Genomic DNA, 25,580 nt, shown 5'->3' with positions numbered 1-25,580 from the left:
TTCTATTTGACACTCCTACACGAACAAGCTCGAATGCTAATTCCATTTTAAATATTCAGATTGGATGTATCTTATATATATGTCAAATGCCCACAAATATTTTTAAAAATAAGAAAAAATGACCGATGCAGAAAATATGACAAAATAAGTCCTTTCATTTACATCCCCCTTTTTTCTACTTTATAATGACGTTATGTGTGTTTCATCCAGTTAATTTTTTGACACACTAAGAAAAGTGAATGAAAGGAGATGAGATTTTTGCACGAAACAACGCAAGAGCTCGCAAACTGGCAGTATTATTTTGCTATCGCAGTCTTTTTAATTACATATGCCATTATTATTTCAGAAAAAATTAATCGCGCTGTCATCGCACTTCTTGGTGCAGCACTCATGGTAATTATGGGAGTCGTTGATTTACACAACGCCTTTACGAAACATATTGAATGGGGGACGATTACGCTACTCATCGGTATGATGATTTTGGTGAACATTACGAGTAAATCGGGTGTCTTCCAATACGTTGCCATTAAAGCAGCAAAAGGGGCGCAAGGAAATCCAATTAAAATTTTAATTTCGCTTTCCTTACTTACTGCGCTTGGTTCCGCATTTTTAGATAACGTTACAACTGTACTTCTTGTTGTTCCAGTTACTTTATCTATTACGCGCATACTGCAAGTAAATCCTGTTCCTTATTTACTTTCTGAAATTATTTTTTCAAACATCGGAGGAACAGCTACATTAATTGGTGATCCGCCAAATATTATGATTGGTTCTGCAAATAAGCATTTAGACTTCAATGCATTCTTGCTAAACTTAGCGCCAATCGTAATTATTATTATTGGTGTTACAGCAGTAATACTTTACTTCATGTACCGCAAACAATTAATTGCTGATCCTGTACAAGTTAAGAAATTAATGAGTTTAGATGAAAAGCAATACATTAAAGACCCTGTATTAATGAAAAAATCTTTAACAGTACTTGGACTTACAATCGTAGGTTTCATGACTCACTCCATCTTCCATGTTGATGCAGCTATCATTGCCTTAACTGGTGCAACTGTACTTATGCTAATTGGTGTGAAAGAACATGAAATTGAAGAGGTATTCGCAAGTGTAGAGTGGGTAACAATCTTCTTCTTCGCAGGACTATTCGTACTCGTTGGAGGACTTATTGATATCGGGCTTATCAAAACGTTAGCTCAAAAAGTAATTGGAATAACAGGCGGAGATATTTCTCAAGCATCTATCCTTATTCTATGGGTATCTGGTATCGCCTCTGCAACAATTGATAACATTCCATTCGTTGCAACAATGATTCCACTTATTAACGATATGGCAGTTGGGCTAGGTTTATCACCTTCTGACGCACAAATCGACGTATTATGGTGGGCATTAGCATTAGGTGCTTGTCTAGGCGGAAACGGAACATTAATCGGAGCTTCAGCTAACGTAATTGTTGCAGGTATTGCAAGCCGCGAAGGACATAAGTTTAGCTACATGGACTTCTTAAAAGTCGGTTTCCCAATTATGATCGTTTCATTAATCATTTCTCATATTTATATTTATTTACGCTACCTTATGTAGTAGAAAAGGGCTGTCCTATGTGGCAGCCCTTTTTTCTTGGTCAACGAATTTATATCAACGATTCTACACGAAATATCAATTTACCGACAAAAAGCTGTTCCAAAATATCTTCGAAACAGCTCCCCGCATATATCTACTCGTTATACCTTACCGGCTCATTCCGAATAATGAACAAGTGAATCGGTAAGAAAACCGAAAATGTGATGGTATGAATAATCGTAAATAATATAGAGTTCGTTCCGTACCTGTCTAAAATAGCGTAGATAAGATAAATAGACAGCACAATCGATACAGCTGTTGCTAGTAAACTTATTATTGGTACGAAGTTAAAGATGAAACACGCGACATATATGCCGAATACTTTCCATCCTGCTTCTTCTTTCAAGAAATCTGGCAATTTGTCTTTTGCTAAATCCCCCCATGTCTTACTATTTATAAAAGGAATAAAAGCAAGAACACCATCCGTTGCACCATCATTTTTCGCCATCGTATACAGTGCAAAAGCCGTTAACAAATACGAAATAATTGCCCAAATCAATATAACAAGAATAAACGCAAAACTAAGAGCAAAGAAACCTGCTAGTACGCCTTGATCTTCCATCTTATCCTCTCCTCTCTACTCTCAACATATTTCATTACTCTGCAAGTTATGTTTTAAAATTTAACCAAACTCTCTGTATAATAATAGGAGTAAGTTAGTTAGAGAGGAGAACGGATTTATGCATCCATTTGTAAAAGCGTTACAAGAGCATTTCATAGCTCATAAAAACCTTGAAAAAGCAGAACCGATGGCACGTTATATGAAAAATCATTTTCCATTTCTCGGTATTCAAACACCTGAAAGAAGACAGTTATTAAAAGACGTTATTCAAATACATACTCTCCCAGATCAAAAGGATTTCCAAGTTATCGTACGTGAACTTTGGGATTTACCAGAACGTGAATTTCAAGCGGCCGCACTCGATATTATGCAAAAATATAAAAAGTATATAAACGAAACGCATATCCCGTTTTTAGAAGAACTGATTGTAACAAAATCTTGGTGGGATTCTGTTGATAGCATCGTCCCTACATTTTTAGGTGGTATCTTTTTAAAACATCCAGAATTAATTTCTGCCTATATTCCAAAATGGATTGCATCAGATAACATATGGTTACAACGCGCCGCTATTTTATTCCAGCTAAAATATAAACAAAAGATGGATGAAGAACTTCTTTTCTGGATTATTGGACAACTACATTCTTCAAAAGAATTTTTCATTCAAAAAGCGATTGGCTGGGTCCTTCGCGAATATGCAAAAACAAAGCCCGATGTCGTTTGGGAATACGTACAAAATAACGAACTTGCCTCGCTTAGTAAACGTGAAGCAATTAAACACATTAAACACAATTACGGAATAAATAACGAAAAAATAGGCGAGACTCTATCATAGATAGACGTGTTCCTCTATTGAGATTTAAAAAAGAACGTGTTAGAATATGTTCATTATTATTAATATAAGTAGCGATGACGGACTTATAAGTACTTGCACAAAAAGCGATTCAGGGATAGTGAAAGCCTGAAACCGCAAGGAAACGGCAGTCTCGAGCAATACGTGATAAAGTGGATGCACCTGTTGTGTATCAACTAGGGTGGAACCGCGGGCAAACGCTCGTCCCTAGGCAATTAAGCCTTGGGATGAGCGTTTTTTTATGTTTTCAAAGCATATACCGCTCGTTTCACTAGTATCTGAGCACGTCATCGCCAATACGTTAACTTTCAAAAGGAGGATTTTATTATGTATTCAATGGAACAAGTTGTAAACTTAGCAAAACATCGCGGTTTTGTTTTCCCTGGTTCTGAAATTTACGGTGGTCTTGCAAACACTTGGGATTACGGTCCACTTGGAATCGAATTAAAAAATAACGTTAAAAAAGCTTGGTGGAAAAAATTCATTCAAGAATCTCCATACAACGTTGGTTTAGACGCAGCTATTTTAATGAACCCAAAAACTTGGATCGCTTCTGGTCACGTTGGTAACTTCAACGATCCAATGATCGACTGTAAAAAATGTAAAGCGCGTCACCGTGCTGACAAATTAATTGAAGATGCATTAGATGCAAAAGGCATCGAAATGGTTGTTGATGGTCTTACTTTCGACCAAATGGCTGACTTAATGAAAGAGCATGAAGTAAAATGTCCTGATTGTGGTAGTGAAGAGTTCACTGAAATCCGTCAGTTCAACTTAATGTTCAAAACATTCCAAGGTGTTACAGAGTCTAGCACGAACGAAATCTTCCTTCGTCCTGAAACAGCACAAGGTATTTTCGTAAACTTCAAAAACGTACAACGCTCTATGCGTAAAAAACTTCCATTTGGTATTGGCCAAATCGGTAAGAGCTTCCGTAACGAAATCACGCCTGGTAACTTCACATTCCGTACACGTGAATTCGAACAAATGGAACTTGAATTCTTCTGTAAGCCTGGTGAAGATTTAGAGTGGTTCGCATTCTGGCGTGAAACTTGTAAGAACTGGTTACTTTCACTTGGTATGACTGAAGAAAGCATGCGTCTTCGTGACCACGGTGAAGAGGAATTATCTCACTACAGTAACGCAACAACTGATATTGAATTCCGATTCCCATTCGGTTGGGGCGAACTATGGGGCGTAGCATCTCGTACAGACTTCGATTTAAAACGTCACATGGAACACTCTAATGAAGACTTTAACTATATCGATCCACAAACGAATGAGCGTTACGTACCGTACTGCATCGAGCCATCTTTAGGTGCTGACCGCGTAACATTAGCATTCTTATGTGATGCATATGAAGAAGAGCAATTAGAAAACGATTCTCGTACAGTTCTTCGTTTCCACCCTGCTTTAGCACCATACAAAGCAGCTATCTTACCATTATCTAAAAAGCTATCTGAAGGTGCTACTGAAGTATTCGCAGAACTAGCTCAAGACTTCATGGTAGACTTTGACGAAACTGGTTCTATCGGTAAACGTTACCGTCGTCAAGACGAAATCGGTACACCATTCTGTATCACTTATGACTTTGACTCTGTTGAAGACAAAGCTGTTACAGTACGTGACCGTGACACAATGGAACAAGTTCGTATGCCAATCAGCGAACTAAAAGGTTTCTTAGAGAAGAAAATCCAGTTCTAATTATAAGAAAAAGAGGTTGCTCCTTAGAGCAACCTCTTTTCTATTTTTCACGTTTTTCTTTAATTGCTACTGTACATCTTGATATGCATAGTAATTCATCATTCTCATCAATGATGCGAATATCCCAAACCATCGTTGAATGTCCTCTATGTATCGGTGTCCCGATTGCTGTTACAATTCCATCTTTCTTTGAGCGAATATGATTTGCATTAATTTCTAGACCGAAACAGATGCATTTCTCTTGATCAATTAAATTGTATGAACCGACACTTGCTACTGTTTCTGCTAACGCAACAGAAGCACCACCGTGTAAAAATCCAAATGGCTGATGCGTACGCCCATCAACAGGCATCGTAGCAACCACCTTATCTTCTGTCATCTCTAACAACTCAATTCCAAGTGAATCCATTAAAGTTTTTGCCATATCGCTTCCCCCTTCTCTAACTTTAATTAAAATGTATAATTTTACCTATTTAATTTCAAACTACCTATAACACTTATATAAGGAGGTTTCACCTAAATGAAACAGAAATTTTGTATATTACTGCTTATGTTCTCCTTGCTGACTATTGTACCAAATTGTGCACTAGCAGCCAAAACATCTAACCTGACAATCGATGTGAAGACTGTAACGCAAAAAGGTAAGAAACCTTATATAGAATATCAAATTAGCAGACCTTCGTTTCACAATTTTTCCGATTCTAAATTTCAAAATAAGCTCAATTTCTATTACAAAAAATCTACTGACAAATTTAAAACCAAATTAGAAAAAGACGCAAAAAAATATTATACAGAAACAGAAGGATCTAGTACACCATTTCACCCGTACGTGGCGAATGTTGATTATAAAGTCTCCTTAAATAAACCACCTTTTCTTAGCCTATATGTGAATTACTATCAATATACAGGCGGGGCACATGGTCTTTATACGTGGAAGGCAAACACATTTGATTTAAACGAAAAAAAGTTACTACACTTAGACGATTTATTTCAAAAAGAAGATACATATAAAGAAGTAATCCGTGCTGAGATTGTAAGACAAATTAAACAAAATGAAAGCATTTATTTTCCTGATGCAACTGAAAAGGTCATGAGCACGAAAAAGTTCCACTTCTTTTTAGAACCGGACAATCTTGTCATTTATTTCTCTTTATATGAGATTGCTCCTTATTCAAGTGGAATTCCGCAATTTCGCATTCCGTATACGTTGCTAAGAGACTATTTGAAGCCTTCTTATCAAAATATTTTGATTGACAACAAGTAAACATTTTCGCTACGATAATGTTAACCTAATAACAACAGGAGGTTAACATTATGAGAAGATTTCATGTTTTAGATTTAGCATTAGCTGCCATGTTCGTTGCTCTTATGGCTATTGGTGCAAATATTGTATCTTGGGCCCCATTCCTACAAGTGGCGGGCATCCCATTATCTATGCAACCATTTTTCGCAATTTTAGCAGGGCTTCTTCTTGGAAGTAGACTTGGTGCATTATCAATGACTGTATATATGCTTGTTGGAGTAGCAGGTGCGCCAATCTTCGCTAACTTCAAAGCTGGATTTGGAGCACTTTTAGATCCTACTGGTGGTTTTATTATCGCATTTATTATCGTTGCTTACGTATCAGGAAAACTCGTAGAACAAAAGGAAAAACCAACATTTATTACTTTTACAATTGCCTCTTTCACAGGAATTATTTTAACTTATATTATCGGTACTACTTATATGTACGGGGCAGTCAATCTCTTCATGGGTGGTAATATGAGCTATAAAGCTGCTTGGATGATTATGATGTGGTTCGCAGTAAAAGATATTGTATTTACAATTATCGGTGCTATTATCGCACCTCGTATATACTATGCTGTACGTCGTTCCGCTTATCAGCATTCTCATTCGACGATTTCATAATAAAAAGAGTTATCTTACTATGTTAAGATAACTCTTTTTTTATTTTTCGACAATATACGACACATATTGAAAATGATTTTTGTTATGCTAATTCAGCAAATCTTATATTTTGCACATCTAATTAGAACAATGTTTTGGAGGAAAATCAGTGAATCTATCAAAAAATACACTTATTAAAGTAAGTGTCGGAGTACTATCTTTATTTTTCATACTAGGCATGAGCATCAGTTACAAATTATATGGAAATAGCGAGTTAGGAATGCCATATACCATCGGAAACGGCCTAGCATTTTTCTTTTTAATTCTTACTATAGTTAGTTTATGCGCAGCTTTAATCTTTATTGTTATTGGATTAATTAAGAAAGTACGAAAATTACCAGCCAAAAAATCTTTAATAACATCTATAATACTATTTCTTACATCAGTTATATCCGTCATCGTTCTTCTCTTTACGATAACAAAAGTAACAAATATAGAAGAGGAGTATCAAGCTCTTCAAGCACAAAAGAAAAAAGAAGATAATTACTTAATTGCCGCAGCATCTTTTTATAATAATATAAACACCTTTAAATATGCAGCATCTTACGTATTATCCGAGTATTCAACTACATGGTCAAATGCAATAGATAAAAGACATGACTTCAATCATGCACTAAGTTCTAAGAGAACAGAAATTGACGGAATGATTACAACCGTTGATACGTTTTATAGCAATATGGGAAATGATTTAAAGTTAGTCTCTGAAGCTGCAAAAGAACAGCCTAATAAATATAAAGAAACCTATGAAGAATATAAAAAAATATACGGGATTATTACTGCTCTTAACGAACAAGCCCAATCTCCAAGTGGCAGCTTAATTTCATTTAACCAAAACGTTAATTCATTAATTCAGGAATACAAAAAAGCAGCTGGAAATATTAATATCGCTATTACTGATGAAATTAAATCCAAAGCTGATGAGCTAAAGCCTACTGATCAAAATTAAAGACACTCTCTCCTGAGTGTCTTTTTTTCCCAAAAAAAACCCCTTTAGATTAAGCAATACATACGTTTCTTTATCGCTCATCCAACAGGGGATTATATCACTATATTAAGAATCTTGATTCGTGTATTCTTCTAAAATTCTCTGCATCATCGGAACCATGTCATCACGTAATTCTGGGTGTTGCAGGGCCATTTCGATTGTCGTTTGAACGAATCCTAACTTTTCACCTACGTCGTAGCGCTTTCCTTCGAAATCGTAAGCGAATACACGTTGAATTTCATTTAAGTTTTGGATTGCATCTGTTAACTGAATTTCACCACCAGCACCAACATGTTGCTGTTCTAAGAACATGAAGATTTCAGGTGTTAAGACGTAACGTCCCATAATTGCTAAGTTTGAAGGTGCTGTACCTGCTGCTGGTTTCTCAACGAAATTACGAACTTGGTAACGGCGTCCTTCTTGCTCTAACGGATCAATAATTCCGTAGCGGTGTGTTTCATCTTCTGGAACCGTTTGTACACCAATAACAGAAGAAAGCGTTTTATCATATTCTTCAATTAATTGACGTAAACATGGTTTTTCAGCTTGAACGATATCATCACCTAATAAAACAGCAAATGGCTCATCACCGATGAATTTACGTGCACACCAAACTGCATGCCCTAATCCTTTTGGTTCTTTTTGACGGATATAGTGAATATCTACCATTTTTGAAGAAGCCTGTACTTTTTCAAGTAACTCATACTTTTTCTTTTCTAATAAGTTTTGCTCTAACTCAAATGCATTATCAAAATGATCTTCAATAGAGCGCTTTGTTTTACCAGTAACGATAATAATATCTTCGATTCCTGATTTTATTGCTTCTTCTACAATGTATTGGATAGTTGGTTTATCTACTATCGGTAACATTTCTTTTGGCATTGCTTTTGTTGCTGGTAAAAAACGTGTTCCTAATCCAGCTGCTGGGATTATGGCTTTTCTTACTTTTTTCATCACAAAATACCCTCTCTTCTGTCAGAATCAATAACGATTATTTCCTTACATAGAACAAAAGGGAGGTTTCGCTCCCTTTTGTTCCCTACTACTTAAAATTACTTTATATTATAAACGATTCATAATATCTTCTTTAATAGTAAGTAACTTTTGTTCACTATTTTGTAAAGAATTATCTTGAACACCGAAGTAGAACTTGATCTTCGGTTCAGTTCCAGATGGACGTAGGCAGAACCAAGAACCATCTTCTAATTGATATTTTAACACATTTGATTTCGGTAAGTGAATCTCTTCTTTATGTCCATCTTGTAAAGATGTAACGATGCTCGCTTTATAGTCTTCAACTGCTACAACTGTTAAGCCCGCTACTTCTTTCGGAGGATTCTCACGGAATGTTGCCATCATCTCTTGGATTTGTTCCGCTCCATCTTTTCCTTTTAGCGTTAACGATACAAGATCTTCACGGAAGAACCCGTACTTCTCAAATACTTCTAATAGACCGTCGTATAACGTTTTACCTTGTGATTTGTAGTATGCAGCTACTTCACATGCAAATAGAACAGATTGTACTGCATCTTTATCGCGGCAGAATGGACGGATTAAATAACCATAGCTTTCCTCATAACCGAATTGGAATTCGTATTGTCCGCTTTCTTCATACTGTTTAATTTTCTCACCAATAAATTTAAATCCAGTTAACGTATCAACTGTATCTAAACCGTATGCTTTCGCGATTGTACGGCCAATTTCAGACGTTACGATTGTTTTTAATACAACACCATTCTCTGGAAGCGTTCCGTTTTCTTTCTTTTGAGATAATAAGTAATCAAGCATTAGTGCACCTGTTTGGTTACCAGTTAATACTTGGAACTCACCCTCATGATTACGAACTGCTACACCTAGGCGGTCCGCGTCAGGATCTGTTGCGATTAACACATCTGCGCCTACCTTCTCACCGTCACGAATTGCATACTCAAACGCTGCATGCTCTTCTGGGTTCGGTGATTTCACTGTAGAGAAGTTTGGATCTGGTAACTCTTGCTCTTTTACAACTGTTACATCTGTAAATCCAACTTCCTCTAAACCACGGCGTACAGAAATATTTGATGTTCCGTGTAGTGGTGTAAAGACGATTTTTAAATCTTTCCCAACCTTTTGTACCATTTCTTTATTAATGATAACATTGTTCAATTCTGCAGCATATGCATCATCTACTTCTTGTCCAATAATATGTAATAAACCGTCAGCTTTTAATTGCTCCACATCAGCAACCTCAACTGTTAATTCATCTTCTACTGCGTTTACGTAGCTAATTAACTCATCAGCTTCTTTTGGAGGCAACTGCCCACCATCTTCACCGTATACTTTATAACCGTTATATTCAGGCGGATTATGGCTTGCCGTAAGAACGATTCCACTTACTGTATGTAAATGACGAACTGCGAAAGAAAGTACTGGCGTTGGACGTAAGCTTTCAAACACATATGTTGTAATGCCGTGCGCACCAAGTGTAGCAGCTACTTCCATAGCAAATTCAGGTGATTTATGACGAGAATCGTACGCAACAACAACACCGCGCTTCTTCGCTTCTTCACCTAATTTTTCAATAAACTTTGCTAATCCTTGTGTTGCTTTACGAACTGTATATACATTTAAACGGTTCGTACCAGCACCAAGTTCACCACGCATACCACCTGTGCCAAACTCTAGATTTTTATAAAAACTGTCCTCGATTTTCTTCTCATCTTGCTTCATGTTTTCTAGCTGTTCTTTTAGTTCTGCGTCTAACTCTGCATATGAAAGCCAGCGACTAAATTCTTGTTTCCAGTTCATACTTTTATCTCCTCTCGCTTGTCATATCTTTATTATATGAAAAAAACAACCTGTATCTCAATATTTTTTACAATCTAACAGGATTTTACTAGGAATATTTGTATACACTATGGTTAAATACTCCACTAAAGGGAATGAGGATTATGCAAGAATGGGGCTTGTCAGAAGAGCTCAAAATACAAACAAAGCAAATGATTGAAATTGCTGAAAAAGAATTATCAATTATGAGGCAAGCAATCGATAAAGAAGATGAATGTATTTTGTGCAAAATGGAAGATATTCATCATATGTTAGCAAATGTACAAACATTGGCAGCTACATACTATATTCAAGCGTATTTATCACCTTATACGGAAAGCTCGCAGTTCATCACAACAGCTATCCAGCATTTAAGCGCCCGAAAACATGGTGCTCTTATTGTTGTGGAACGAAACGAGACACTCCATCCTTTCATTCAAACCGGAACAACTTTAAATGCCCATTTAACCGCACCATTGCTCGAATCCATTTTTTATCCAGGTAACCCTCTTCATGACGGAGCCGTTCTCGTTAAAAATAATCATATTGTCTCAGCAGCTAATATTCTTCCATTAACGAAAAGTACCGAAGTTGATTCTGAGCTAGGAACACGTCACAGAGCTGCAATTGGCTTATCAGAACAAAGCGATGCACTTATATTAGTTGTCTCTGAAGAAACGGGGCGCACTTCATTCGCTTTAAATGGGACGTTATATACGATTTCTTTATGAAAACCTTCCTCTTTGACATATCTGTAAAAATAGATATAATAACAAACATGGAACCTTTATTAATATATAAATCATTATCCAATGAAACTCGTCGGCAAATCTTGTCATGGTTAAAAGATCCTAAGAAACATTTTGAAGTACAATGTCATCTACCTGAAAATGACGATTTTAAAACTGGTGTTTGTGTAGGTTCAATTCAAAAAAAAGCTGGCATGGCACAATCCGTAATTTCTAGTTACTTGGTGAACATGCAAAAAGCTGGATTGTTACAATCCGAGAGAGTAGGACAGTGGACATATTATCAACGAAATGAAGAAACCATTCGCCAATTTACTGAATATGTCCAAAATGAACTTTAAAGTCACTATTTAATCAGTGGAGATAGTCTTCACTGATTAAATTAACCATAAGTTAATCTAAAATAATAGATATATAGAAATCTAATTACATATACGTTAAAGGAGCTTTTCAACTATGAACGCAAAATACGATCTACTTTTCCAGCCATTTACTTTCCAAAATGGAGCAACAATTAAAAATAGAATTTCTATGGCTCCAATGACAACAATATCCGCAACAGAAGATGGAAGAGTATCTGCAGAAGAACTCTCGTATTATGCCCATCGCGCTAATGGTATTGGTATGGTCATAACGGGTTGTGCCCATATTAAAGCTGATGGACAAGCCTGGGAAAGAGGATTTGCAGCAGATTCAGATGCAACTATTCATGATTTAACGCAGCTTGCTACTGCAATAAAAAAGCAAGGTGCAAAAGCTATTTTACAAATTTTTCATGCTGGTCATAAAAGCTTACATGCTAGCTCACATTCAGATTACATTCAAAAATTAACCGAAAATGAGATCATGCAGCTCATTTATGCTTTCAGCCAAGCAACTCTCCGCGCGATTAAAGCAGGGTTTGATGGTGTTGAAATTCATGGTGCCAATGGATTTTTAATCCACCAGTTTTTCTCCCAGCAAACAAATAACCGTAAAGATCAATTCGGTGGTTCTTTTACAAATCGTACTACATTCCCATTAGCTGTCGTAGAAACTGTTTTAGAAACGGCAAGACAATATGCAAATAAATCTTTTATTGTCGGATATCGAATTTCTCCCGAAGAAGCTGGTGAACAAGGATTTACAATGGCTGATTCGTTACAATTAATGGACCAACTTGCAAATACAGAATTAAGTTATCTCCACATATCAAATGGTGATTTTTGGTCACTTCCGAGAAGAGGTGTGGAAAAACATCATACCCGTATGGAATGGATTATGAAAAAAGTTGGAGAACGTATTCCATTAATTGGCGTTGGTGCTATTCAAACAGCTGATGATGCACTGAAAGCATTACAATCGGACATTCCACTCCTTGCACTTGGGAAAGAACTTCTTATAGAACCAGAGTGGATGAAGAAAATCGAACGTGATGAAGAACAGAATATTGCACTAAGAATATCACCTGAAGACCAGAATCGATTAGTTATTCCAGATCCTATGTGGAAAAAATTATGGGAATCTTGGTTATAAAAAAGCAGTTCCGAAATGGATGTCTTCCATTTCGGAACTGCTTTTTTTCTTTTATTCTTCTCCGAAACGTTCAACAAGTGTTGCAAGTGTACGTACCATTGCACCTGTTGCTCCAGCTGGCCCTAAATCATGCGCTCCTGATGATTCAGATGTTCCAGCGATGTCTAAGTGTACCCAAGGTGTATCTTCAGCAAATTCACCTAAGAATGTACCTGCCATAACCGCATGTCCTTCGCGGCCTGGTGAGTTATTTAAATCAGCAAATTTACTGTTTCTCACGCGTTCCTTATCACGATCAAAAATCGGTAATTGCCAAATTGATTCATCTGTTTCCATAGATGCCTCTAGCACTTGCTCAAACAACTCTTCATTGTTTGTCATTGCGCCTGTCGTATGATTTCCAAGTGCAACAATTACACCACCTGTTAATGTCGCAACATCAATCAGATAGTTTGCACCTAATTTTTTCGCATACGTAATACCGTCAGCTAATGCTAAGCGACCTTCTGCATCTGTATTTAATACTTCAATTGTTTTTCCGCTCATAGACGTAATCACATCGTCCGGCTTAAATGCTGTACCACTTACAACGTTATCCGTTGACGGAATAACAGCGATCACATTTTGCTCTGGGCGAAGTTCTCCGATAATTTCCATTGCGCCTAAAACAGAAGCTGCGCCGCCCATATCACCCTTCATACCAACCATGCCTTCACGCGGTTTTAAAGAATAACCACCTGTATCGTATGTAATTCCTTTTCCAACGAATCCAATTACATCTGTCCACTCTTCTTTTCCTTTATAAATAAGAGCAATCATTTTCGGTGGCTCAGTAGAACCTTGGTTTACTGCAAGTAATGCACCCATACCAAGATCTTCCATCTCTTCTTTCTCAAGAACTTTATAATCCATATCATACTTTTCCGCTAATTCAACAGCATACTCAGCAAGCTTCGTCGCTGTTAATACGTTTGGCGGCATATTTACAAGTGTACGAGCTGAATTTGTTGCACGTCCATGTACGTAACCAACTGTTAATGCAGCTTCAATTTCTTGTGCATCTTCCGCTGTAATAGCCGTGAATTTCTCTAGCTCCACACGATCCTTTTTATCTGATTTATACGTTTGTAACTCATATGTACCAAGACCTTGTACTTCTGCTGCAATGTGAGCTACATCAATCGCATCTAATTTCTCTGTTACGAAAGAATCAAGTAAGATTGCTGCATCTTGTACTTTTGCTGCCTGTAACGTTTTAAACGTCTTACCAAGAGCCGCACGTAATGTTTCCGTCGTATAAGATTCTTTCTTACCTAAACCAACGAAATAATAACGTTTCACATTTGTTTTTCCTAAACTATGTACTTTTGAAATAGCTTTCTTCTTAGTAGAAAGTTCTTTTTCTTCTAATAAAACTTGTAATTGTCCTTCAAAAGCTTTGTCCAGTTCTTGTACAAAACTACTCGTTTTCTCTTCTTCAAATAAGGCAACAATCACCGCTTCATGGCTTGCTAATTCTTTTTGTACTTGAAACATGTTCAGACCCCCTAAATTTCTCTACTCTACCTTTATTATAACTTTATTTTCGATAAAATGCGACAATTCTAACTTCTATTACATCCTATATAATCCATATTTCTTCTATTATAAAATAAAAAAGTCTAGCGTAATTCCCACTAGACTATCTTTGTTTTAAATATTGACCACGAAACACTTGCATCGTTTCGTCTTCATTTAACATCGTTAACTCTTCTTCTGTAAACTTACCATTTCCTATTTTCACTACGTATACATTTACTTTTTTCTTACCCCATTGGCTATAAACATCTTTCACCGTATCATAATATAGATCAAGACGGTTTCCTTTTATAGCACCACCCTTATCAGCAACAACCCCGTACCCGTAATCTGGCACGAATAGAATCGTTCCGATCGGGAATACGCGTAAATCCGCAGCGATTGTGGAATATAAATCCCTTTTCACTTTAACACCTGAATATGTAATACCATACTCTGGATGTCCTGGCCTCTTACCAGTTGACTCAATTCCCGACGTATAACCTGTTGCAGTCATTTCAATTGAACGATATTTAGACCAGTCGTTTGCCTGCTCTAAAGCATTTATCACTTCTTTACTCGGAGCAAAGTTTCTCTTAACTTCTGCTGCATGTACTTCTTTTGCACTCGTTCCCTCATATGTCTTTACAATCTCTAATAAAGAAACTCCTGTGAAAGCCTTCCATGTTACGCATAATGCGATTGCAAGTAAACAAGTCATCATAATGCGAATACAATATCGTTTTAACATTTTTATATTCCACACTCCTTCATCGTTAATCATTCCCTATACGATGAAGGAATATGCAAAAAAATAATCTCCAAATGAATTGGAGATTAAAACATTTGATATCCGCTTTTCCGAAGCTTCTTAATTACAATTCCGGCTAAAGCAGCGCCTACTAATCCAGTAGATAGAATAAACACATCTGCTTGTCCTAAATGCGATACACTTGTCCCAAATGAAGAGAATGTTTCTTTCGGCTTTGAAAAATAATCCCACACACTCGCCTTATTAATAATAAGTATACAAACAATCGGATACACAATAACCATTACCCATGTCGCTCGCAATATCATGTTGAGTAAAAATCCAATTCCAAAAAACAAAATAAAAAATAACATCATTGAAATAAGTAGTACCGGTATACTCACTCTTTCTCCCCCTCCTTTGTCTGCGCCGTAAATACGTGATAGGCTGTATAACCAAATTGCTCTCCTGGATCTAATGTTTTATTCATCTCAAGATGCAGCTCTGATCTTCCTTCTAGCAAATATTTAATAAGCAGCGACGTATTAGGATCGTCCGCAATCGTCTCTGGATGTAAAAATGCTACTTCAGACAATTCCTTCTCCTGTACAATAATGTTTTCTCCTTCAGGCTCCAAAAGGAAAATAATCATGTTATCACTAATCTCATTGCGAATCACGCCCGATCGAACACCAATGATCCCCTTCACATGAGCGACAATACCTGTCTCTTCTAACACTTCACGTTTCACAGCTTCATCAACCGTCTCACCTTCATTTACAAAACCAGCCGGTAAAGACCATTTCCCCTTTAATCCACTGTATTTTTTCTTAACGAACAGCCACCTGCCATCTTTTGTAGCTACTAGGCCACTGACAGCTAACCACACTTTCCCTCGCTTCTCCATGATGTAATACCCTCCTCTACCAGAACGAACAGAATATTCTTTCTTTTTATATATTATACTATATTTTTCACATGAAAAAAGCAGAAACAGCTCTTAGCCGTTTCTGCTTCTTCTACTATATATTAAAAGAACTTTAATTTACCTTTTTTAAGAACTAATAAAGGTCCACCTAATAAGAATAGGTAACGGTTATCGATAACTTTCTTCATGAAGGAAGCTTTCCAACCTGTTAACTTTTTGCCCATAACAACGCCCATTGCATCGTCATGACCTAAAGAACATACAGACCCTTTATTGTCGAATGCGAATGTTTTCATTTCACCTTTGCCACGAACTAACACAGTTAAGTTATGTGCAATGTTGTAACCTTGTTGAATTGCGATTTGTGCTGTTGGTGGGTATGGACGGTTAATTTCTTCGTTAATGATTAACGCTGCGTCACCAACCATGAATACATCTTCGTATCCTGGAGCGTGCATGTACTCATCAACTTTTACACGTCCGCGCATTGCTTCAAAGCCAGACTCTTCCACAATACCGTTACCACGAACACCTGCAGCCCAAACTACTGTTTCAGACTTAATTAATTCAGTATCATCGCCATTTGCAACGATAATACCTTCTTCAGTTGCTTCTTTAATCGCTGTACCGATGCGGAATTCTACGCCTTTTTTCTCAAGTTGTTTCACAGCGTATTCTACTAATGCAGGATCGAAACCTGGAAGTGCTGTTGGAGCAGCTTCTACACAGATGATACGTGCTTTTTCACGTGGTACATTGTACTGTTTGCAAAGTTCAGGAACACGGTTCGCAAGCTCACCTACGTACTCGATACCAGTAAATCCAGCACCACCAACAACGATTGTTACTAACTCATCGCGTTGTTCAGTTGCATATTTAGCGAAACTAGCTTCCATATGCTCACGAATTTGACGAGTTGCATTAATGTTAGCGATTGAGAATGCATGCTCTTTTAATCCTGTAATTCCGAATGTTTCTGATTCGAAACCAAGACCGATTACTAAGTAGTCATACTCTAACTCGCCGTCTTTTAAGATAATGCGTTTTTCAGCAGCTTTAATTTCTACTACTGTATCTTGTACAAAGTTCACTTTATTTGTATCAATAACGTCTTGAATATCTAGACAGATTTTTTCATCTTGTAATGTACCAGCTGCGCTCTCGTGTAACCAAGTCGCTTGGTAGTGATAGCTGTTGTTGTTTACTAACGTAATTTCAGCTTCATTTACAGATAATGCTTTTTGCAGACGAACAGTCGTAATCATCCCGCCATAACCTGCACCTAAAACTACGATTTTTGGAGTCTTCACCAAATCACAACCCTTTTCTTTATATAATAGTAATGAAAAATAATACCAAGTACTAAAAACTCTATTTGTCAAGAATGTGGAATTTATCACATTCTATATCATAACAAAACGCAGTCAAAAAATCGTACGAATTTTGTCATAGAAATTTAACATAATACTTCCCTATATTAGTCGGTTTTATTACAGAATTCAAGCGTCTGGAGAATTATCAATATTTTAAAATAACATAGCGTTTTCAAGGGTTTTTCAGCCTTTTTTTCATGTATTTTCCTTTCCCCATATTTTATACAATTTAAAAAGCATCTATGCGAAAACTTACACACAATTCAGTCGTTTTCAGAAGTATTATGAACTCAAATATGCTATCATTTATTTGAAAGTGTCATCATTTGCAGGATTTTCGTGTACATATGAACAATATATGAAATCAATATCAAAATTCCATCTATAGGGGGAATGAAAGTGGCAGAAAATCAAAAAGTTTACGACATAACAATTATTGGTGGTGGTCCAACAGGACTATTCACAGCATTTTATGGCGGTATGAGACAAGCAAGTGTAAAAATCATTGAAAGCTTACCTCAGCTTGGAGGACAATTATCCGCACTCTACCCTGAAAAATACATTTATGATGTAGCTGGATTTCCAAAAGTGCGCGCACAAGAATTAGTTGATAACTTAAAAGAGCAAATGAAGAAATTTGATCCAACGGTTTGTTTAGAAGAAGCTGTTGATACGCTTGAGAAACAAGCTGACGGTATATTTAAACTTGTTACGAACAAGCAAACTCACTATTCTAAATCAGTTATTATTACTGCCGGCAATGGTGCTTTCCAACCACGCCGTTTAGAATTAGAAGGTACAGCAAAGTATGAAAAGAAAAACTTACATTATTTCGTTGATGATATGAATAAATTTGCTGGTAAGCGCGTCGTAGTATTTGGCGGCGGCGACTCAGCGGTTGATTGGACAATGATGTTAGAGCCAATCGCTGACAAAGTTACAATCGTTCATCGCCGTGATAAATTCCGTGCGCATGAACATAGCGTAGAAAGCTTAATGAATTCTCGTGCAGAAGTAAGCACACCGTACGTTCCAGTAGAACTCATTGGTGATGACAACATTGAACAAGTCGTTCTTCAGCATGTAAAAACGGAAGAAAAAATTATCATCGATGTTGATGATGTAATCGTAAACTACGGCTTCGTTTCTTCCCTTGGCCCAATTAAAAACTGGGGCTTAGATATACAAAAAAACAGCATTCTCGTGAATTCGAAAATGGAAACAAATATTCCTGGCATTTACGCTGCTGGTGACATTTGTACATATGAAGGAAAAGTAAAACTCATCGCTTGCGGCTTCGGTGAAGCACCGACAGCAGTAAACAATGCAAAAGCTTACTTCGATCCAAACGCAAAACTTCAACCGATGCATAGCTCGAGTATGTTTTAATATAGAAATGAAAAGAACTCCTTTTACGTGAAGGAGTTCTTTTATTATTGTGCTACCGTATCCTTCCAAAATATGTTACAATAAATAAGAACAAACGTTCTATATGATAAGGGGGATATTTTAAAATGAAAGAACCTAAGATCGTAAAAAAAGAAGCTTTCCAAGCAATCGGCGTTTCGATCACGACGACAAATGAAAAAGAGGCATCTACTGAAGGAAAAATCCCACAACTTTGGAACCGCTACTTCCAAGAACAAATCATGCATCACATCCCAAATCAACAAACGAAAGAAACATTCGCTTTCTACTCTAATTACGAATCAGATGAAACTGGTACATATCAATTTACAATCGGTATGCCCGTTTCTTCATTAGAAGACGTACCTGAAAATATGACAACTTTAACAATACCTGCCGCTACGTATGCGGTATTTACAACGAGAAAGGGACCCGTCGCTGAAGTCGTTTGTGAGGCTTGGGAATATATTTGGCAATGGTCAAAAGAAAACAAACGTGCTTTTACAACAGACTTTGAGCTTTATGATGAAAGAGCGTTAGATCCAACCAACGTACAACTGGATATTTATATTGCTTTAGTCTGAACGACAAAAAAGAAGATACCATTTGGTATCTTCTTTTTTGTCGTTAAATAGCCACTGTGCAAATTCATTATTATTGTCTACAATGAGAAAGTGCAGTATAGAAATATTAGAAACTGTATAAAGTGAAACTATACTCAGTGGGGGTTTTGTCCATCCCCCACTGAGTATTAGCCCTCACCAATCGGACGTTAACGGGCAGTTGGTCTCCCACCTAACTTCTTTGCTCGAGCCGAATTTTGAGGTGGGAGTTTTACTGCCCGTTAACGCGGGACAAAACGATTGTTAACAGGTTTTTTAGTTTAAATTTGTCACATAGAAAGGAAGCAATATGGAGGAACTACAACAAAATAAATCTGCTTTAGAGGGACGCGGAAAACCGTTATTAAAAAATACGAATTTCCTTTTTCTTTGGGCAGCTACTCTCTTTTCAAGCTTTGCTTTAGCCTTTTTTACTTTTTCACAAACGTGGTACATAGCAAAAACATTAAACCTTGAAGCTTCACTCGGTGTTGTTTTCGTAGCTCTTAGTGTTCCAAGGCTTATTTTTATGATTATCGGCGGTGCTGTAGCTGATAAATTCCCGAAAAAAAACATTATGTTTTATTCTAATATTATTCGTGCTATTCTTGTCGCAACCATCCTTACATGGTTCATCGTAGGTGATGTAACACTATATACATTTGCTTTATTCGCTTTATTCTTCGGACTTGCTGATGCTTTTTTCTGGTCAGCTGACGGATCTATCTTACCTGAACTTGTAGAAAAAAGCCGTTTAACACAAGCAAACTCACTTACACAAATGACAAACCAAGCATCGGTTATCTTAGGTCCTGTACTTGGCGGCATTCTTATCAAATTTACGAACTATGAAACGATCTTTTCAATCACGATTTTATTACTAATCGTCGCAGCCATACTCGTTCAAAAAATACAATTTACGATGCCAGAACAGCAAAATACAGACAAAGGCATGTTCACTTCTATTAAAGAAGGAATTTTATACGTAAAGGAATCACCATTCCTTTCGACTTTCCTTCTTTGTAGCGCCTTTTTAAACCTATTTTTAATTGGTCCGATGCAAGTCGGCTTCCCGCTTTTCATTAAAAATGTTCTGCACGGTGACTCGCTCCAGTTCAGTTACTTAGAAGCATCTGTCGGCGGCGGAATGGCAATAGGCGCTGTCATTGTCGGTTTAAAAAATATTAATCGTAGACGCGGTCTATTTTGCATTATCATGATGCTACTGTCTGGTGTATTCTTCTTATCCATCAACTTTAGCACCGTACTTTGGCAAGCATTATTAGCCGGCATGTTTTACGGTATTACAATCGCAATGGCGATCGTTCCGCTTATGGCGATGATTCAATCAACAGTAAAAGAAGAAATGATGGGACGCGTAATGAGTTTACTTATGCTATCATCAATGGGCTTTATCCCGCTTTCTTATGCATTCACATCAATCGCGCTTGCAATAGGAATTCCAATCGTAACCGTTATGAAAAGCGGTGCAATCGCCGTTATCGTCTTCGTACTATTTGTAGCGATTCGTGTTCCAGTTGTAAGAAAGTTCGATTAGCTAATTAGAGTCATGTGTTATACGCATGGCTCTTTTTTAAACGGATCAAATAACGGTACTCCCTTACTTCTTCTCACAGCTGCTCCCCATTCTAATCCAACCTCTAAAAATAGATCCCGCACTGTACTGTATAAAAGAGCCTTAACATTTTTACGGATTTCCCCGTATTTATACGCTCTCACAACACTCTTCACTCGCCAAATGAAATTTCCATACACTTCTTCATCAGCTAATATTTGCTCCAGTAACACACCTTGCTCTAGTAATCCGCTCTTTTTATACGCAAGTTCCACCTTACTCCAAAATATATTAATCTTCTTCGGATTACTCGTCATCGGCACAAGTGCGTATATAAAAGGCTTCGGTATATCATGACGACAATACGTCTCATCAAGCTCATACGTTCCTTTTCTATTCTCTTTTATTTGTGGAATGTTTTTAAAAAGAATTGTTTCCCCTGCGCTTTTTTGCTCATTTTTACTACAGCTAGCTGCATTATCCTCACTTTTACAAGCGGACATTTTCATACGGTCATCCATGCGGTCAATCGCAGATGTAAGAAATACATATAAGTTCGCACTATACCCGCCGCGTCTATGTCTTTCTTTTGTTGCAACACGCTTTATAATTCCTAGTTCCTCTAACTTTGCAATGGAGCGGCGTACTGTACGAATACTTTTTCCAACATTCGTTGCAATCGTCTCCATTAACGGACAAGCAACTCCTACTGTTTTTTGTTTCTCATTCACCGCATACTTTCCTAAAAAATGAATAATGATAGCATCCGTTTTATTTAATTGGAATCGGTAGCACTTCAAAACTTGTTTTTGATATGTATTAAACTCTTCTTTACTTCGAAATTCACTATATGGTTTCATTAAATTATATAAGCTTCCCATTTATATCACCTCATTTATAGGTAAGAGTCAGGAAGCTAAATTGGCGTGATATTTCAAATTTTTTTGGAGGTGACAATATGATCGTAGTAAGTGCTTGTTTAGGTGGTATCGCTTGTCGGTATGATGGAAATGACAATCTCGTTTCAAAAATAGAGGAGCTGCTGCAACAAGAAGATACAGTCCTCATTTGTCCTGAAGTACTAGGAGGATTGCCAACGCCTCGTCCCTCAGCTGAAATTATTGGCGGGAATGGCGATGATGTTTTGGATGGAAAAGCGAAAGTGATGACAAAAGATGGTGAAGATGTCACAGAATCTTTCGTGAGTGGTGCTTATAAAGCTCTAGAACAAATTAAGAATTTACATCCAGAATATATTATTTTAAAAGAACGCAGTCCATCTTGTGGTAGTTCTACGATTTACACTGGAGAATTTAACGGAAATAAACAAACTGGTTACGGAGTAACAGCTGCTTTATTCAAAAGACATGGATTGAAAGTCATTTCAGAAGAGGATTTTGAGAATATAAAAAGGAATTGACCTTGTTCGTCAATTCCTTTTTTATTCTTATTTTGCACCTAGCTTTTCTTTCACTTTCGCAGGAAGCTCATCTTTCTTTACTTCTTCCCAAGCCGATACACCTTTTTTATCTGAATGATATACACGTAAGAATGCATCTTTACGTAAGTTTTTTTGAGCTGTGAATTCTAATTCTTTTTCTTTTCCCTCTTTATCAAAACCAGTTAACTTATATTCGTAATTTTTATACGGCTCACCATTATCAGACTTACCATTATACTCTTTTCCATCTACTGTGATTTGAACGTAATACTCATCTTTCCCCATACGGTTAATATCACAACCAACTAACAAACTTGCGAATACAACTAAAATACTAAACAGTGCAATATATCTTTTCATTTCCTTCACCTCATGTTTTTTTCTTATATTGTTATCTTAAATCTCAGAGCTTAAAGAAGAAATTCAAAAACATGACATGAACATTACACTTTTGTAAGATAATAGTTATTTCTTCACTTTAGAAACCATCATTCCGTCACCAATTGGAATGAGTACAGATTTTAAATTTAGATGAGTTGCTACCACTTCATTAAACTTCTTCATACACATAAACCAACTTCTAATTATGCAAAAGAAAAAAATCAAAAAAATAATCATTCCTTATTCAACTAACCGTTTCATTTTCAATATGTAAAAAGGGATTTCTAAATGATGAATTGAATATGTATTTATTATTTTCTAGCTTTTGAGCGAAAGTTTTTTACATAAGTTTCACTCTGTCCTAATTTAAAGGTTTCGAGAGGAGAAATAATATGAATCCTATTTTATTAGATGTTCCGTTACAAATAGAAACAGACAGACTCATTCTTCGAGCCCCCCTTCAAGCAGGTGAAGGGAATGTAGTACATGAAGCTATTAAAGATTCAATCAGTGAATTAAAGCAGTGGTTGTCTTTATTCCAGTCCATTCCTACTGTTGAAGAAACGGACATTCTCCTGAGAAATGCGCATATAGATTTTTTGAAAAGAGAAAGCTTTCGCTATCTTATCTATCATAAAGAGACGAATGATTTTATTGGAACCGCTAGCCTTCACGGCATTGATTGGAAGGTTTCTAAATGTGAAATTGGATATTGGATTAACACGCAATTTAGTGGCAATGGATATATGACAGAAGTAGTAAATGCGTTAATAAACCTTGGATTTCAGTTATTCAAATTTAGAAGGATTGAAATACGATGTGAACGTAATAACACGAAAAGTCGTGCGATTCCTGAAAAATTAGGTTTTGAGCTTGAAGGGATATTACGTAATGAAGATCTTTCAGCTGACGGCAAACAACTAACTGATACTTGCATCTATGCAAAGATAAAGTGAAATTTTAATCAGCCCTCGCCAATTAGGCTTTTATGGCAAAAGAAAAGACCTCCTTAACGATTTTATTTCATCGCTAAAAAGGTCTTTCTCTATTTCTGCTAAAAACTTAGCACTCTTCTGGCTTACCAGCATTCGTCGCTGTACGGAAAGATGATCCACATCCACATGATGCGATTGCGTTTGGATTGTCGATTGTGAATCCACCGCCAAGCATAGATTGTTTATAATCAATTTTTACTCCTTTAACAATTGGAGCACTTTCTGTATCGATAACAAATTCAACACCGAAAAACTCAAGAACTGTGTCGTCTTCTTTTGGTTCTACTTCAAATCCTAAGCCGTAAGAAAGGCCCGTACATCCGCCGCCATGTACAGCAAGGCGCACGTACTTCTCTCCATCTTCAGCATCTTTTAACATATCTTTAATTTGAAAAGCTGCTTGTTCTGTTACTTCAATCATGAAATACACATCCTTTCTGTTCTCATTCTATTATACATCTTTACGCTTCTATCTTGTACTCATACACTCCGCGGCAAATTACTTCCGCTGGTCCTTTCATTAACACATTGCCTTCTTCTGTCCATGCAATCATTAAATCGCCACCAGCTAAATGAACTGTAATTTCCTTACCACGTTCCATCTTTCCATTTAAAATAGAGGCTACAACCGCAGCACACGCCCCTGTTCCGCAAGCCTGTGTTACGCCAGATCCACGTTCCCAAACGCGGAAGTTCATCTCTTCTTCATTCAAAATCTCGATGAATTCAACATTTACTCGCTCTGGGAACATTTCATGTGTCTCAAGAACTGGTCCAAGTGTTGTAAGAGGTGCTTGTTCTACATCATCAACAAAAATAACTGCATGCGGATTCCCCATTGAAACAGCTGTAAATGCATAACGATGATTATTGTATAAGAAGTTTTCACGAATAAATGGCGTTTCACCTTCACCAAGCATCGGTATTTCTGCACGTGTTAAACGAGGCGCTCCCATATCGATTTTCGCTAATGTAACTTTCCCTTCTACTACCGTTACTTCCGCCGTTACAATGCCAGCTAACGTTTCAATTGCGAAAACTGTATCTTCTACTAGTTTATGCTCATACGCATATTTCGCTACGCAGCGTAAACCGTTACCACAGCTCTTTCCTTCTGAACCATCATTATTAAACATGCGCATTTTCACCGGAGCTACGTCAGATGGACAAATTAAAATCATTCCATCTGCTCCAATACCAGTATTAATATTTGAAACCTTTTCCGCCACAAGAGCTAAATCTTCTTCGGGAATTTGTTCTTCAAACATATTTACATATATATAACTATTGCCAAGACCATGCATTTTTGTAAAAGAAAATTGGCTCATTTGTATTCACTCCAAAAATAATTTGTTATTTTAAGTATAAAATGCATGCTTTTAGAACACAATATGAATGTCCCCCGTTTCTCATATTTGACAACATTTGGCGATGAGCCATTCTTGCGCAAATTGTGTAAGAAAAAAGCCCTTCTAAAAGGGCCTTTTTTATTTATATACAATATTATCCTCCCCTGCGAAATAGGATTTTATCTAATAGAAAAAGAAAAAGGTGCTGCCGATTGCAACACCTTAAAACATTGGATTTTCATCCAAATACTCATATACATTATTGACAAGTTCTTCTACTGTAGAACCTTGTACTACTTCACCATTTACAAGTGCAAATGGTCCTTCAAAACAAATACCACAATATCCTAAACAACCATACTCCATTACATCTAAATTCGGATCTTTTTCTAATTTCTCTAAAGCTGCTTGTGAGCCACTCGCAAGGTTACCCACACAAAATTCAATTAACGGTTTAATCAAAATTCTCCCCCCTGTACT

At 36.8% G+C, this 25,580-nt stretch carries 29 protein-coding genes; 14 read left to right on the top strand and 15 right to left on the bottom strand.

What is annotated here, in order from left to right; translation table 11 throughout:
- Positions 1 to 258 precede the first annotated feature (258 nt).
- Entirely contained in the window at positions 259 to 1,584 is a 1,326-nt protein-coding gene (locus ACUN28_RS04400; RefSeq protein WP_016085748.1) for an ArsB/NhaD family transporter, read from the top strand.
- Positions 1,585 to 1,717: 133 nt separating this feature from the next.
- On the opposite strand, the gene ACUN28_RS04395 is transcribed toward ACUN28_RS04400, so the two are convergent.
- A complete protein-coding gene (locus tag ACUN28_RS04395; RefSeq protein WP_016085747.1) occupies positions 1,718 to 2,185 on the bottom strand; it encodes a hypothetical protein in 468 nt (155 codons plus the stop codon).
- 118 nt (positions 2,186 to 2,303) lie between these two features.
- Here ACUN28_RS04395 and ACUN28_RS04390 point away from each other — a divergent pair, with 118 nt between their 5' ends.
- Positions 2,304 to 3,017 carry a DNA alkylation repair protein gene (locus tag ACUN28_RS04390; protein WP_016085746.1) on the top strand — a complete coding sequence of 238 codons (714 nt, stop codon included), beginning with the start codon at positions 2,304 to 2,306 and terminating at the stop codon, positions 3,015 to 3,017.
- Positions 3,018 to 3,362: 345 nt separating this feature from the next.
- Positions 3,363 to 4,739, top strand: a complete 1,377-nt coding sequence (locus tag ACUN28_RS04385) for a glycine--tRNA ligase (RefSeq protein ID WP_016085745.1) — start codon at positions 3,363 to 3,365, stop codon at positions 4,737 to 4,739.
- Between the two features lie 40 nt (positions 4,740 to 4,779).
- Here the strand turns inward: ACUN28_RS04385 and ACUN28_RS04380 are convergent, their stop codons facing one another.
- On the bottom strand, positions 4,780 to 5,163 hold the full coding sequence (locus ACUN28_RS04380) for a hotdog fold thioesterase (protein ID WP_016085744.1): 384 nt from the start codon (positions 5,161 to 5,163) through the stop codon (positions 4,780 to 4,782).
- Positions 5,164 to 5,259: 96 nt separating this feature from the next.
- Between ACUN28_RS04380 and ACUN28_RS04375 the strand changes: the two genes are divergently transcribed.
- The 3 genes from ACUN28_RS04375 (at position 5,260) to ACUN28_RS04365 (ending at position 7,632) form a co-directional block, all read left to right on the top strand.
- A complete protein-coding gene (locus ACUN28_RS04375; RefSeq protein ID WP_016085743.1) occupies positions 5,260 to 6,003 on the top strand; it encodes a DUF3298 and DUF4163 domain-containing protein in 744 nt (247 codons plus the stop codon).
- 50 nt (positions 6,004 to 6,053) lie between these two features.
- The gene (locus tag ACUN28_RS04370; RefSeq protein ID WP_016135919.1) at positions 6,054 to 6,647 is read left to right on the top strand and encodes a biotin transporter BioY; all 594 of its coding nucleotides are present in this window, start codon (positions 6,054 to 6,056) and stop codon (positions 6,645 to 6,647) included.
- A gap of 148 nt (positions 6,648 to 6,795) precedes the next feature.
- The gene (locus ACUN28_RS04365) at positions 6,796 to 7,632 is read left to right on the top strand and encodes a hypothetical protein (protein ID WP_016085741.1); all 837 of its coding nucleotides are present in this window, start codon (positions 6,796 to 6,798) and stop codon (positions 7,630 to 7,632) included.
- A gap of 105 nt (positions 7,633 to 7,737) precedes the next feature.
- Here the strand turns inward: ACUN28_RS04365 and galU are convergent, their stop codons facing one another.
- Together galU and ACUN28_RS04355 are read right to left on the bottom strand one after the other, a co-directional pair.
- Positions 7,738 to 8,625: a UTP--glucose-1-phosphate uridylyltransferase GalU gene (galU, locus tag ACUN28_RS04360; protein ID WP_016085740.1), complete on the bottom strand. Its 888-nt coding sequence runs from the start codon at positions 8,623 to 8,625 to the stop codon at positions 7,738 to 7,740.
- Between the two features lie 108 nt (positions 8,626 to 8,733).
- The gene (locus ACUN28_RS04355; protein ID WP_016085739.1) at positions 8,734 to 10,458 is read right to left on the bottom strand and encodes a phospho-sugar mutase; all 1,725 of its coding nucleotides are present in this window, start codon (positions 10,456 to 10,458) and stop codon (positions 8,734 to 8,736) included.
- A gap of 143 nt (positions 10,459 to 10,601) precedes the next feature.
- Between ACUN28_RS04355 and cdaS the strand changes: the two genes are divergently transcribed.
- From cdaS to ACUN28_RS04340, 3 genes are all read left to right on the top strand, one after another.
- A complete protein-coding gene (gene cdaS / locus ACUN28_RS04350) occupies positions 10,602 to 11,207 on the top strand; it encodes a sporulation-specific diadenylate cyclase CdaS (RefSeq protein WP_048894611.1) in 606 nt (201 codons plus the stop codon).
- Between the two features lie 47 nt (positions 11,208 to 11,254).
- On the top strand, positions 11,255 to 11,566 hold the full coding sequence (locus tag ACUN28_RS04345) for an ArsR/SmtB family transcription factor (protein ID WP_033659982.1): 312 nt from the start codon (positions 11,255 to 11,257) through the stop codon (positions 11,564 to 11,566).
- Positions 11,567 to 11,681: 115 nt separating this feature from the next.
- Positions 11,682 to 12,740, top strand: a complete 1,059-nt coding sequence (locus ACUN28_RS04340; RefSeq protein WP_016085736.1) for an NADH-dependent flavin oxidoreductase — start codon at positions 11,682 to 11,684, stop codon at positions 12,738 to 12,740.
- Between the two features lie 51 nt (positions 12,741 to 12,791).
- Here ACUN28_RS04340 and pepA read toward each other — a convergent pair whose 3' ends face one another.
- The 5 genes from pepA to ACUN28_RS04315 all read right to left on the bottom strand — a co-directional run bounded on the left by pepA (position 12,792) and on the right by ACUN28_RS04315 (position 17,286).
- Positions 12,792 to 14,276 carry a cytosol aminopeptidase gene (gene pepA, locus ACUN28_RS04335; protein WP_016085735.1) on the bottom strand — a complete coding sequence of 495 codons (1,485 nt, stop codon included), beginning with the start codon at positions 14,274 to 14,276 and terminating at the stop codon, positions 12,792 to 12,794.
- 145 nt (positions 14,277 to 14,421) lie between these two features.
- Complete coding sequence (locus ACUN28_RS04330; protein WP_016085734.1) at positions 14,422 to 15,048, bottom strand: 3D domain-containing protein; 627 nt, start codon at positions 15,046 to 15,048, stop codon at positions 14,422 to 14,424.
- A gap of 86 nt (positions 15,049 to 15,134) precedes the next feature.
- Positions 15,135 to 15,452: a YuiB family protein gene (locus ACUN28_RS04325; protein WP_000027007.1), complete on the bottom strand. Its 318-nt coding sequence runs from the start codon at positions 15,450 to 15,452 to the stop codon at positions 15,135 to 15,137.
- A complete protein-coding gene (locus ACUN28_RS04320) occupies positions 15,449 to 15,955 on the bottom strand; it encodes an NUDIX hydrolase (RefSeq protein ID WP_016085733.1) in 507 nt (168 codons plus the stop codon). Before ACUN28_RS04320 ends, ACUN28_RS04325 begins: the two co-directional genes overlap by 4 nt.
- Before the next feature lie 122 nt (positions 15,956 to 16,077).
- Positions 16,078 to 17,286, bottom strand: coding sequence for an NAD(P)/FAD-dependent oxidoreductase (locus ACUN28_RS04315; RefSeq protein ID WP_016085732.1), 1,209 nt, complete (start codon positions 17,284 to 17,286; stop codon positions 16,078 to 16,080).
- A gap of 462 nt (positions 17,287 to 17,748) precedes the next feature.
- On the opposite strand from ACUN28_RS04315, the gene ACUN28_RS04310 reads away from it, so the two are divergent.
- The 3 genes from ACUN28_RS04310 to ACUN28_RS04300 all read left to right on the top strand — a co-directional run bounded on the left by ACUN28_RS04310 (position 17,749) and on the right by ACUN28_RS04300 (position 20,916).
- Positions 17,749 to 18,738, top strand: coding sequence for an NAD(P)/FAD-dependent oxidoreductase (locus ACUN28_RS04310; protein WP_000829782.1), 990 nt, complete (start codon positions 17,749 to 17,751; stop codon positions 18,736 to 18,738).
- 125 nt (positions 18,739 to 18,863) lie between these two features.
- The gene (locus ACUN28_RS04305; RefSeq protein ID WP_016085731.1) at positions 18,864 to 19,340 is read left to right on the top strand and encodes a GyrI-like domain-containing protein; all 477 of its coding nucleotides are present in this window, start codon (positions 18,864 to 18,866) and stop codon (positions 19,338 to 19,340) included.
- Between the two features lie 328 nt (positions 19,341 to 19,668).
- On the top strand, positions 19,669 to 20,916 hold the full coding sequence (locus ACUN28_RS04300; protein WP_016085730.1) for an MFS transporter: 1,248 nt from the start codon (positions 19,669 to 19,671) through the stop codon (positions 20,914 to 20,916).
- A gap of 17 nt (positions 20,917 to 20,933) precedes the next feature.
- Here the strand turns inward: ACUN28_RS04300 and ACUN28_RS04295 are convergent, their stop codons facing one another.
- Positions 20,934 to 21,815: a helix-turn-helix domain-containing protein gene (locus ACUN28_RS04295; RefSeq protein ID WP_098405048.1), complete on the bottom strand. Its 882-nt coding sequence runs from the start codon at positions 21,813 to 21,815 to the stop codon at positions 20,934 to 20,936.
- Between the two features lie 77 nt (positions 21,816 to 21,892).
- On the opposite strand from ACUN28_RS04295, the gene ACUN28_RS04290 reads away from it, so the two are divergent.
- The gene (locus ACUN28_RS04290; protein ID WP_016085728.1) at positions 21,893 to 22,354 is read left to right on the top strand and encodes a DUF523 domain-containing protein; all 462 of its coding nucleotides are present in this window, start codon (positions 21,893 to 21,895) and stop codon (positions 22,352 to 22,354) included.
- Positions 22,355 to 22,381: 27 nt separating this feature from the next.
- Here the strand turns inward: ACUN28_RS04290 and ACUN28_RS04285 are convergent, their stop codons facing one another.
- Positions 22,382 to 22,735, bottom strand: a complete 354-nt coding sequence (locus tag ACUN28_RS04285; RefSeq protein ID WP_016085727.1) for a YxeA family protein — start codon at positions 22,733 to 22,735, stop codon at positions 22,382 to 22,384.
- A 105-nt stretch (positions 22,736 to 22,840) separates the two neighbouring features.
- On the bottom strand, positions 22,841 to 22,981 hold the full coding sequence (locus tag ACUN28_RS04280) for a methyltransferase (RefSeq protein WP_088084560.1): 141 nt from the start codon (positions 22,979 to 22,981) through the stop codon (positions 22,841 to 22,843).
- A 167-nt stretch (positions 22,982 to 23,148) separates the two neighbouring features.
- Between ACUN28_RS04280 and ACUN28_RS04275 the strand changes: the two genes are divergently transcribed.
- The gene (locus tag ACUN28_RS04275) at positions 23,149 to 23,712 is read left to right on the top strand and encodes a GNAT family N-acetyltransferase (protein WP_016085726.1); all 564 of its coding nucleotides are present in this window, start codon (positions 23,149 to 23,151) and stop codon (positions 23,710 to 23,712) included.
- Between the two features lie 106 nt (positions 23,713 to 23,818).
- Here ACUN28_RS04275 and ACUN28_RS04270 read toward each other — a convergent pair whose 3' ends face one another.
- The 3 genes from ACUN28_RS04270 to ACUN28_RS04260 form a co-directional block, all read right to left on the bottom strand.
- Positions 23,819 to 24,172, bottom strand: coding sequence for a HesB/IscA family protein (locus tag ACUN28_RS04270; protein WP_000573830.1), 354 nt, complete (start codon positions 24,170 to 24,172; stop codon positions 23,819 to 23,821).
- Between the two features lie 40 nt (positions 24,173 to 24,212).
- Positions 24,213 to 25,079 carry a diaminopimelate epimerase gene (gene dapF / locus ACUN28_RS04265; protein WP_016085725.1) on the bottom strand — a complete coding sequence of 289 codons (867 nt, stop codon included), beginning with the start codon at positions 25,077 to 25,079 and terminating at the stop codon, positions 24,213 to 24,215.
- Between the two features lie 243 nt (positions 25,080 to 25,322).
- Complete coding sequence (locus tag ACUN28_RS04260; protein WP_000595027.1) at positions 25,323 to 25,562, bottom strand: YuzB family protein; 240 nt, start codon at positions 25,560 to 25,562, stop codon at positions 25,323 to 25,325.
- Positions 25,563 to 25,580 lie beyond the last annotated feature (18 nt).

The organism is Bacillus sp. WC2507 (assembly GCF_052656125.1).
The sequence above is the reverse complement of the archived record's forward strand: the minus strand, read 5'-3'. Positions and strand labels throughout refer to the sequence as shown.

What these genes read in the sequence shown, in the direction of transcription:
- ACUN28_RS04295 (WP_098405048.1), bottom strand. Translation starts at nt 21,815, where the DNA reads ATGGGAAGCTTATATAATTTAATGAAACCATATAGTGAATTTCGAAGT.
- ACUN28_RS04300 (WP_016085730.1), top strand. Translation starts at nt 19,669, where the DNA reads ATGGAGGAACTACAACAAAATAAATCTGCTTTAGAGGGACGCGGAAAA.
- cdaS (WP_048894611.1), top strand. Translation starts at nt 10,602, where the DNA reads ATGCAAGAATGGGGCTTGTCAGAAGAGCTCAAAATACAAACAAAGCAA.
- ACUN28_RS04305 (WP_016085731.1), top strand. Translation starts at nt 18,864, where the DNA reads ATGAAAGAACCTAAGATCGTAAAAAAAGAAGCTTTCCAAGCAATCGGC.
- ACUN28_RS04330 (WP_016085734.1), bottom strand. Translation starts at nt 15,048, where the DNA reads ATGTTAAAACGATATTGTATTCGCATTATGATGACTTGTTTACTTGCA.
- ACUN28_RS04390 (WP_016085746.1), top strand. Translation starts at nt 2,304, where the DNA reads ATGCATCCATTTGTAAAAGCGTTACAAGAGCATTTCATAGCTCATAAA.
- ACUN28_RS04375 (WP_016085743.1), top strand. Translation starts at nt 5,260, where the DNA reads ATGAAACAGAAATTTTGTATATTACTGCTTATGTTCTCCTTGCTGACT.
- ACUN28_RS04285 (WP_016085727.1), bottom strand. Translation starts at nt 22,735, where the DNA reads ATGAAAAGATATATTGCACTGTTTAGTATTTTAGTTGTATTCGCAAGT.
- ACUN28_RS04290 (WP_016085728.1), top strand. Translation starts at nt 21,893, where the DNA reads ATGATCGTAGTAAGTGCTTGTTTAGGTGGTATCGCTTGTCGGTATGAT.
- ACUN28_RS04380 (WP_016085744.1), bottom strand. Translation starts at nt 5,163, where the DNA reads ATGGCAAAAACTTTAATGGATTCACTTGGAATTGAGTTGTTAGAGATG.
- ACUN28_RS04385 (WP_016085745.1), top strand. Translation starts at nt 3,363, where the DNA reads ATGTATTCAATGGAACAAGTTGTAAACTTAGCAAAACATCGCGGTTTT.
- ACUN28_RS04275 (WP_016085726.1), top strand. Translation starts at nt 23,149, where the DNA reads ATGAATCCTATTTTATTAGATGTTCCGTTACAAATAGAAACAGACAGA.
- galU (WP_016085740.1), bottom strand. Translation starts at nt 8,625, where the DNA reads ATGAAAAAAGTAAGAAAAGCCATAATCCCAGCAGCTGGATTAGGAACA.
- ACUN28_RS04270 (WP_000573830.1), bottom strand. Translation starts at nt 24,172, where the DNA reads ATGATTGAAGTAACAGAACAAGCAGCTTTTCAAATTAAAGATATGTTA.
- ACUN28_RS04345 (WP_033659982.1), top strand. Translation starts at nt 11,255, where the DNA reads ATGGAACCTTTATTAATATATAAATCATTATCCAATGAAACTCGTCGG.
- ACUN28_RS04355 (WP_016085739.1), bottom strand. Translation starts at nt 10,458, where the DNA reads ATGAACTGGAAACAAGAATTTAGTCGCTGGCTTTCATATGCAGAGTTA.
- ACUN28_RS04370 (WP_016135919.1), top strand. Translation starts at nt 6,054, where the DNA reads ATGAGAAGATTTCATGTTTTAGATTTAGCATTAGCTGCCATGTTCGTT.
- pepA (WP_016085735.1), bottom strand. Translation starts at nt 14,276, where the DNA reads ATGTTTCAAGTACAAAAAGAATTAGCAAGCCATGAAGCGGTGATTGTT.
- ACUN28_RS04340 (WP_016085736.1), top strand. Translation starts at nt 11,682, where the DNA reads ATGAACGCAAAATACGATCTACTTTTCCAGCCATTTACTTTCCAAAAT.
- dapF (WP_016085725.1), bottom strand. Translation starts at nt 25,079, where the DNA reads ATGAGCCAATTTTCTTTTACAAAAATGCATGGTCTTGGCAATAGTTAT.
- ACUN28_RS04320 (WP_016085733.1), bottom strand. Translation starts at nt 15,955, where the DNA reads ATGGAGAAGCGAGGGAAAGTGTGGTTAGCTGTCAGTGGCCTAGTAGCT.
- ACUN28_RS04395 (WP_016085747.1), bottom strand. Translation starts at nt 2,185, where the DNA reads ATGGAAGATCAAGGCGTACTAGCAGGTTTCTTTGCTCTTAGTTTTGCG.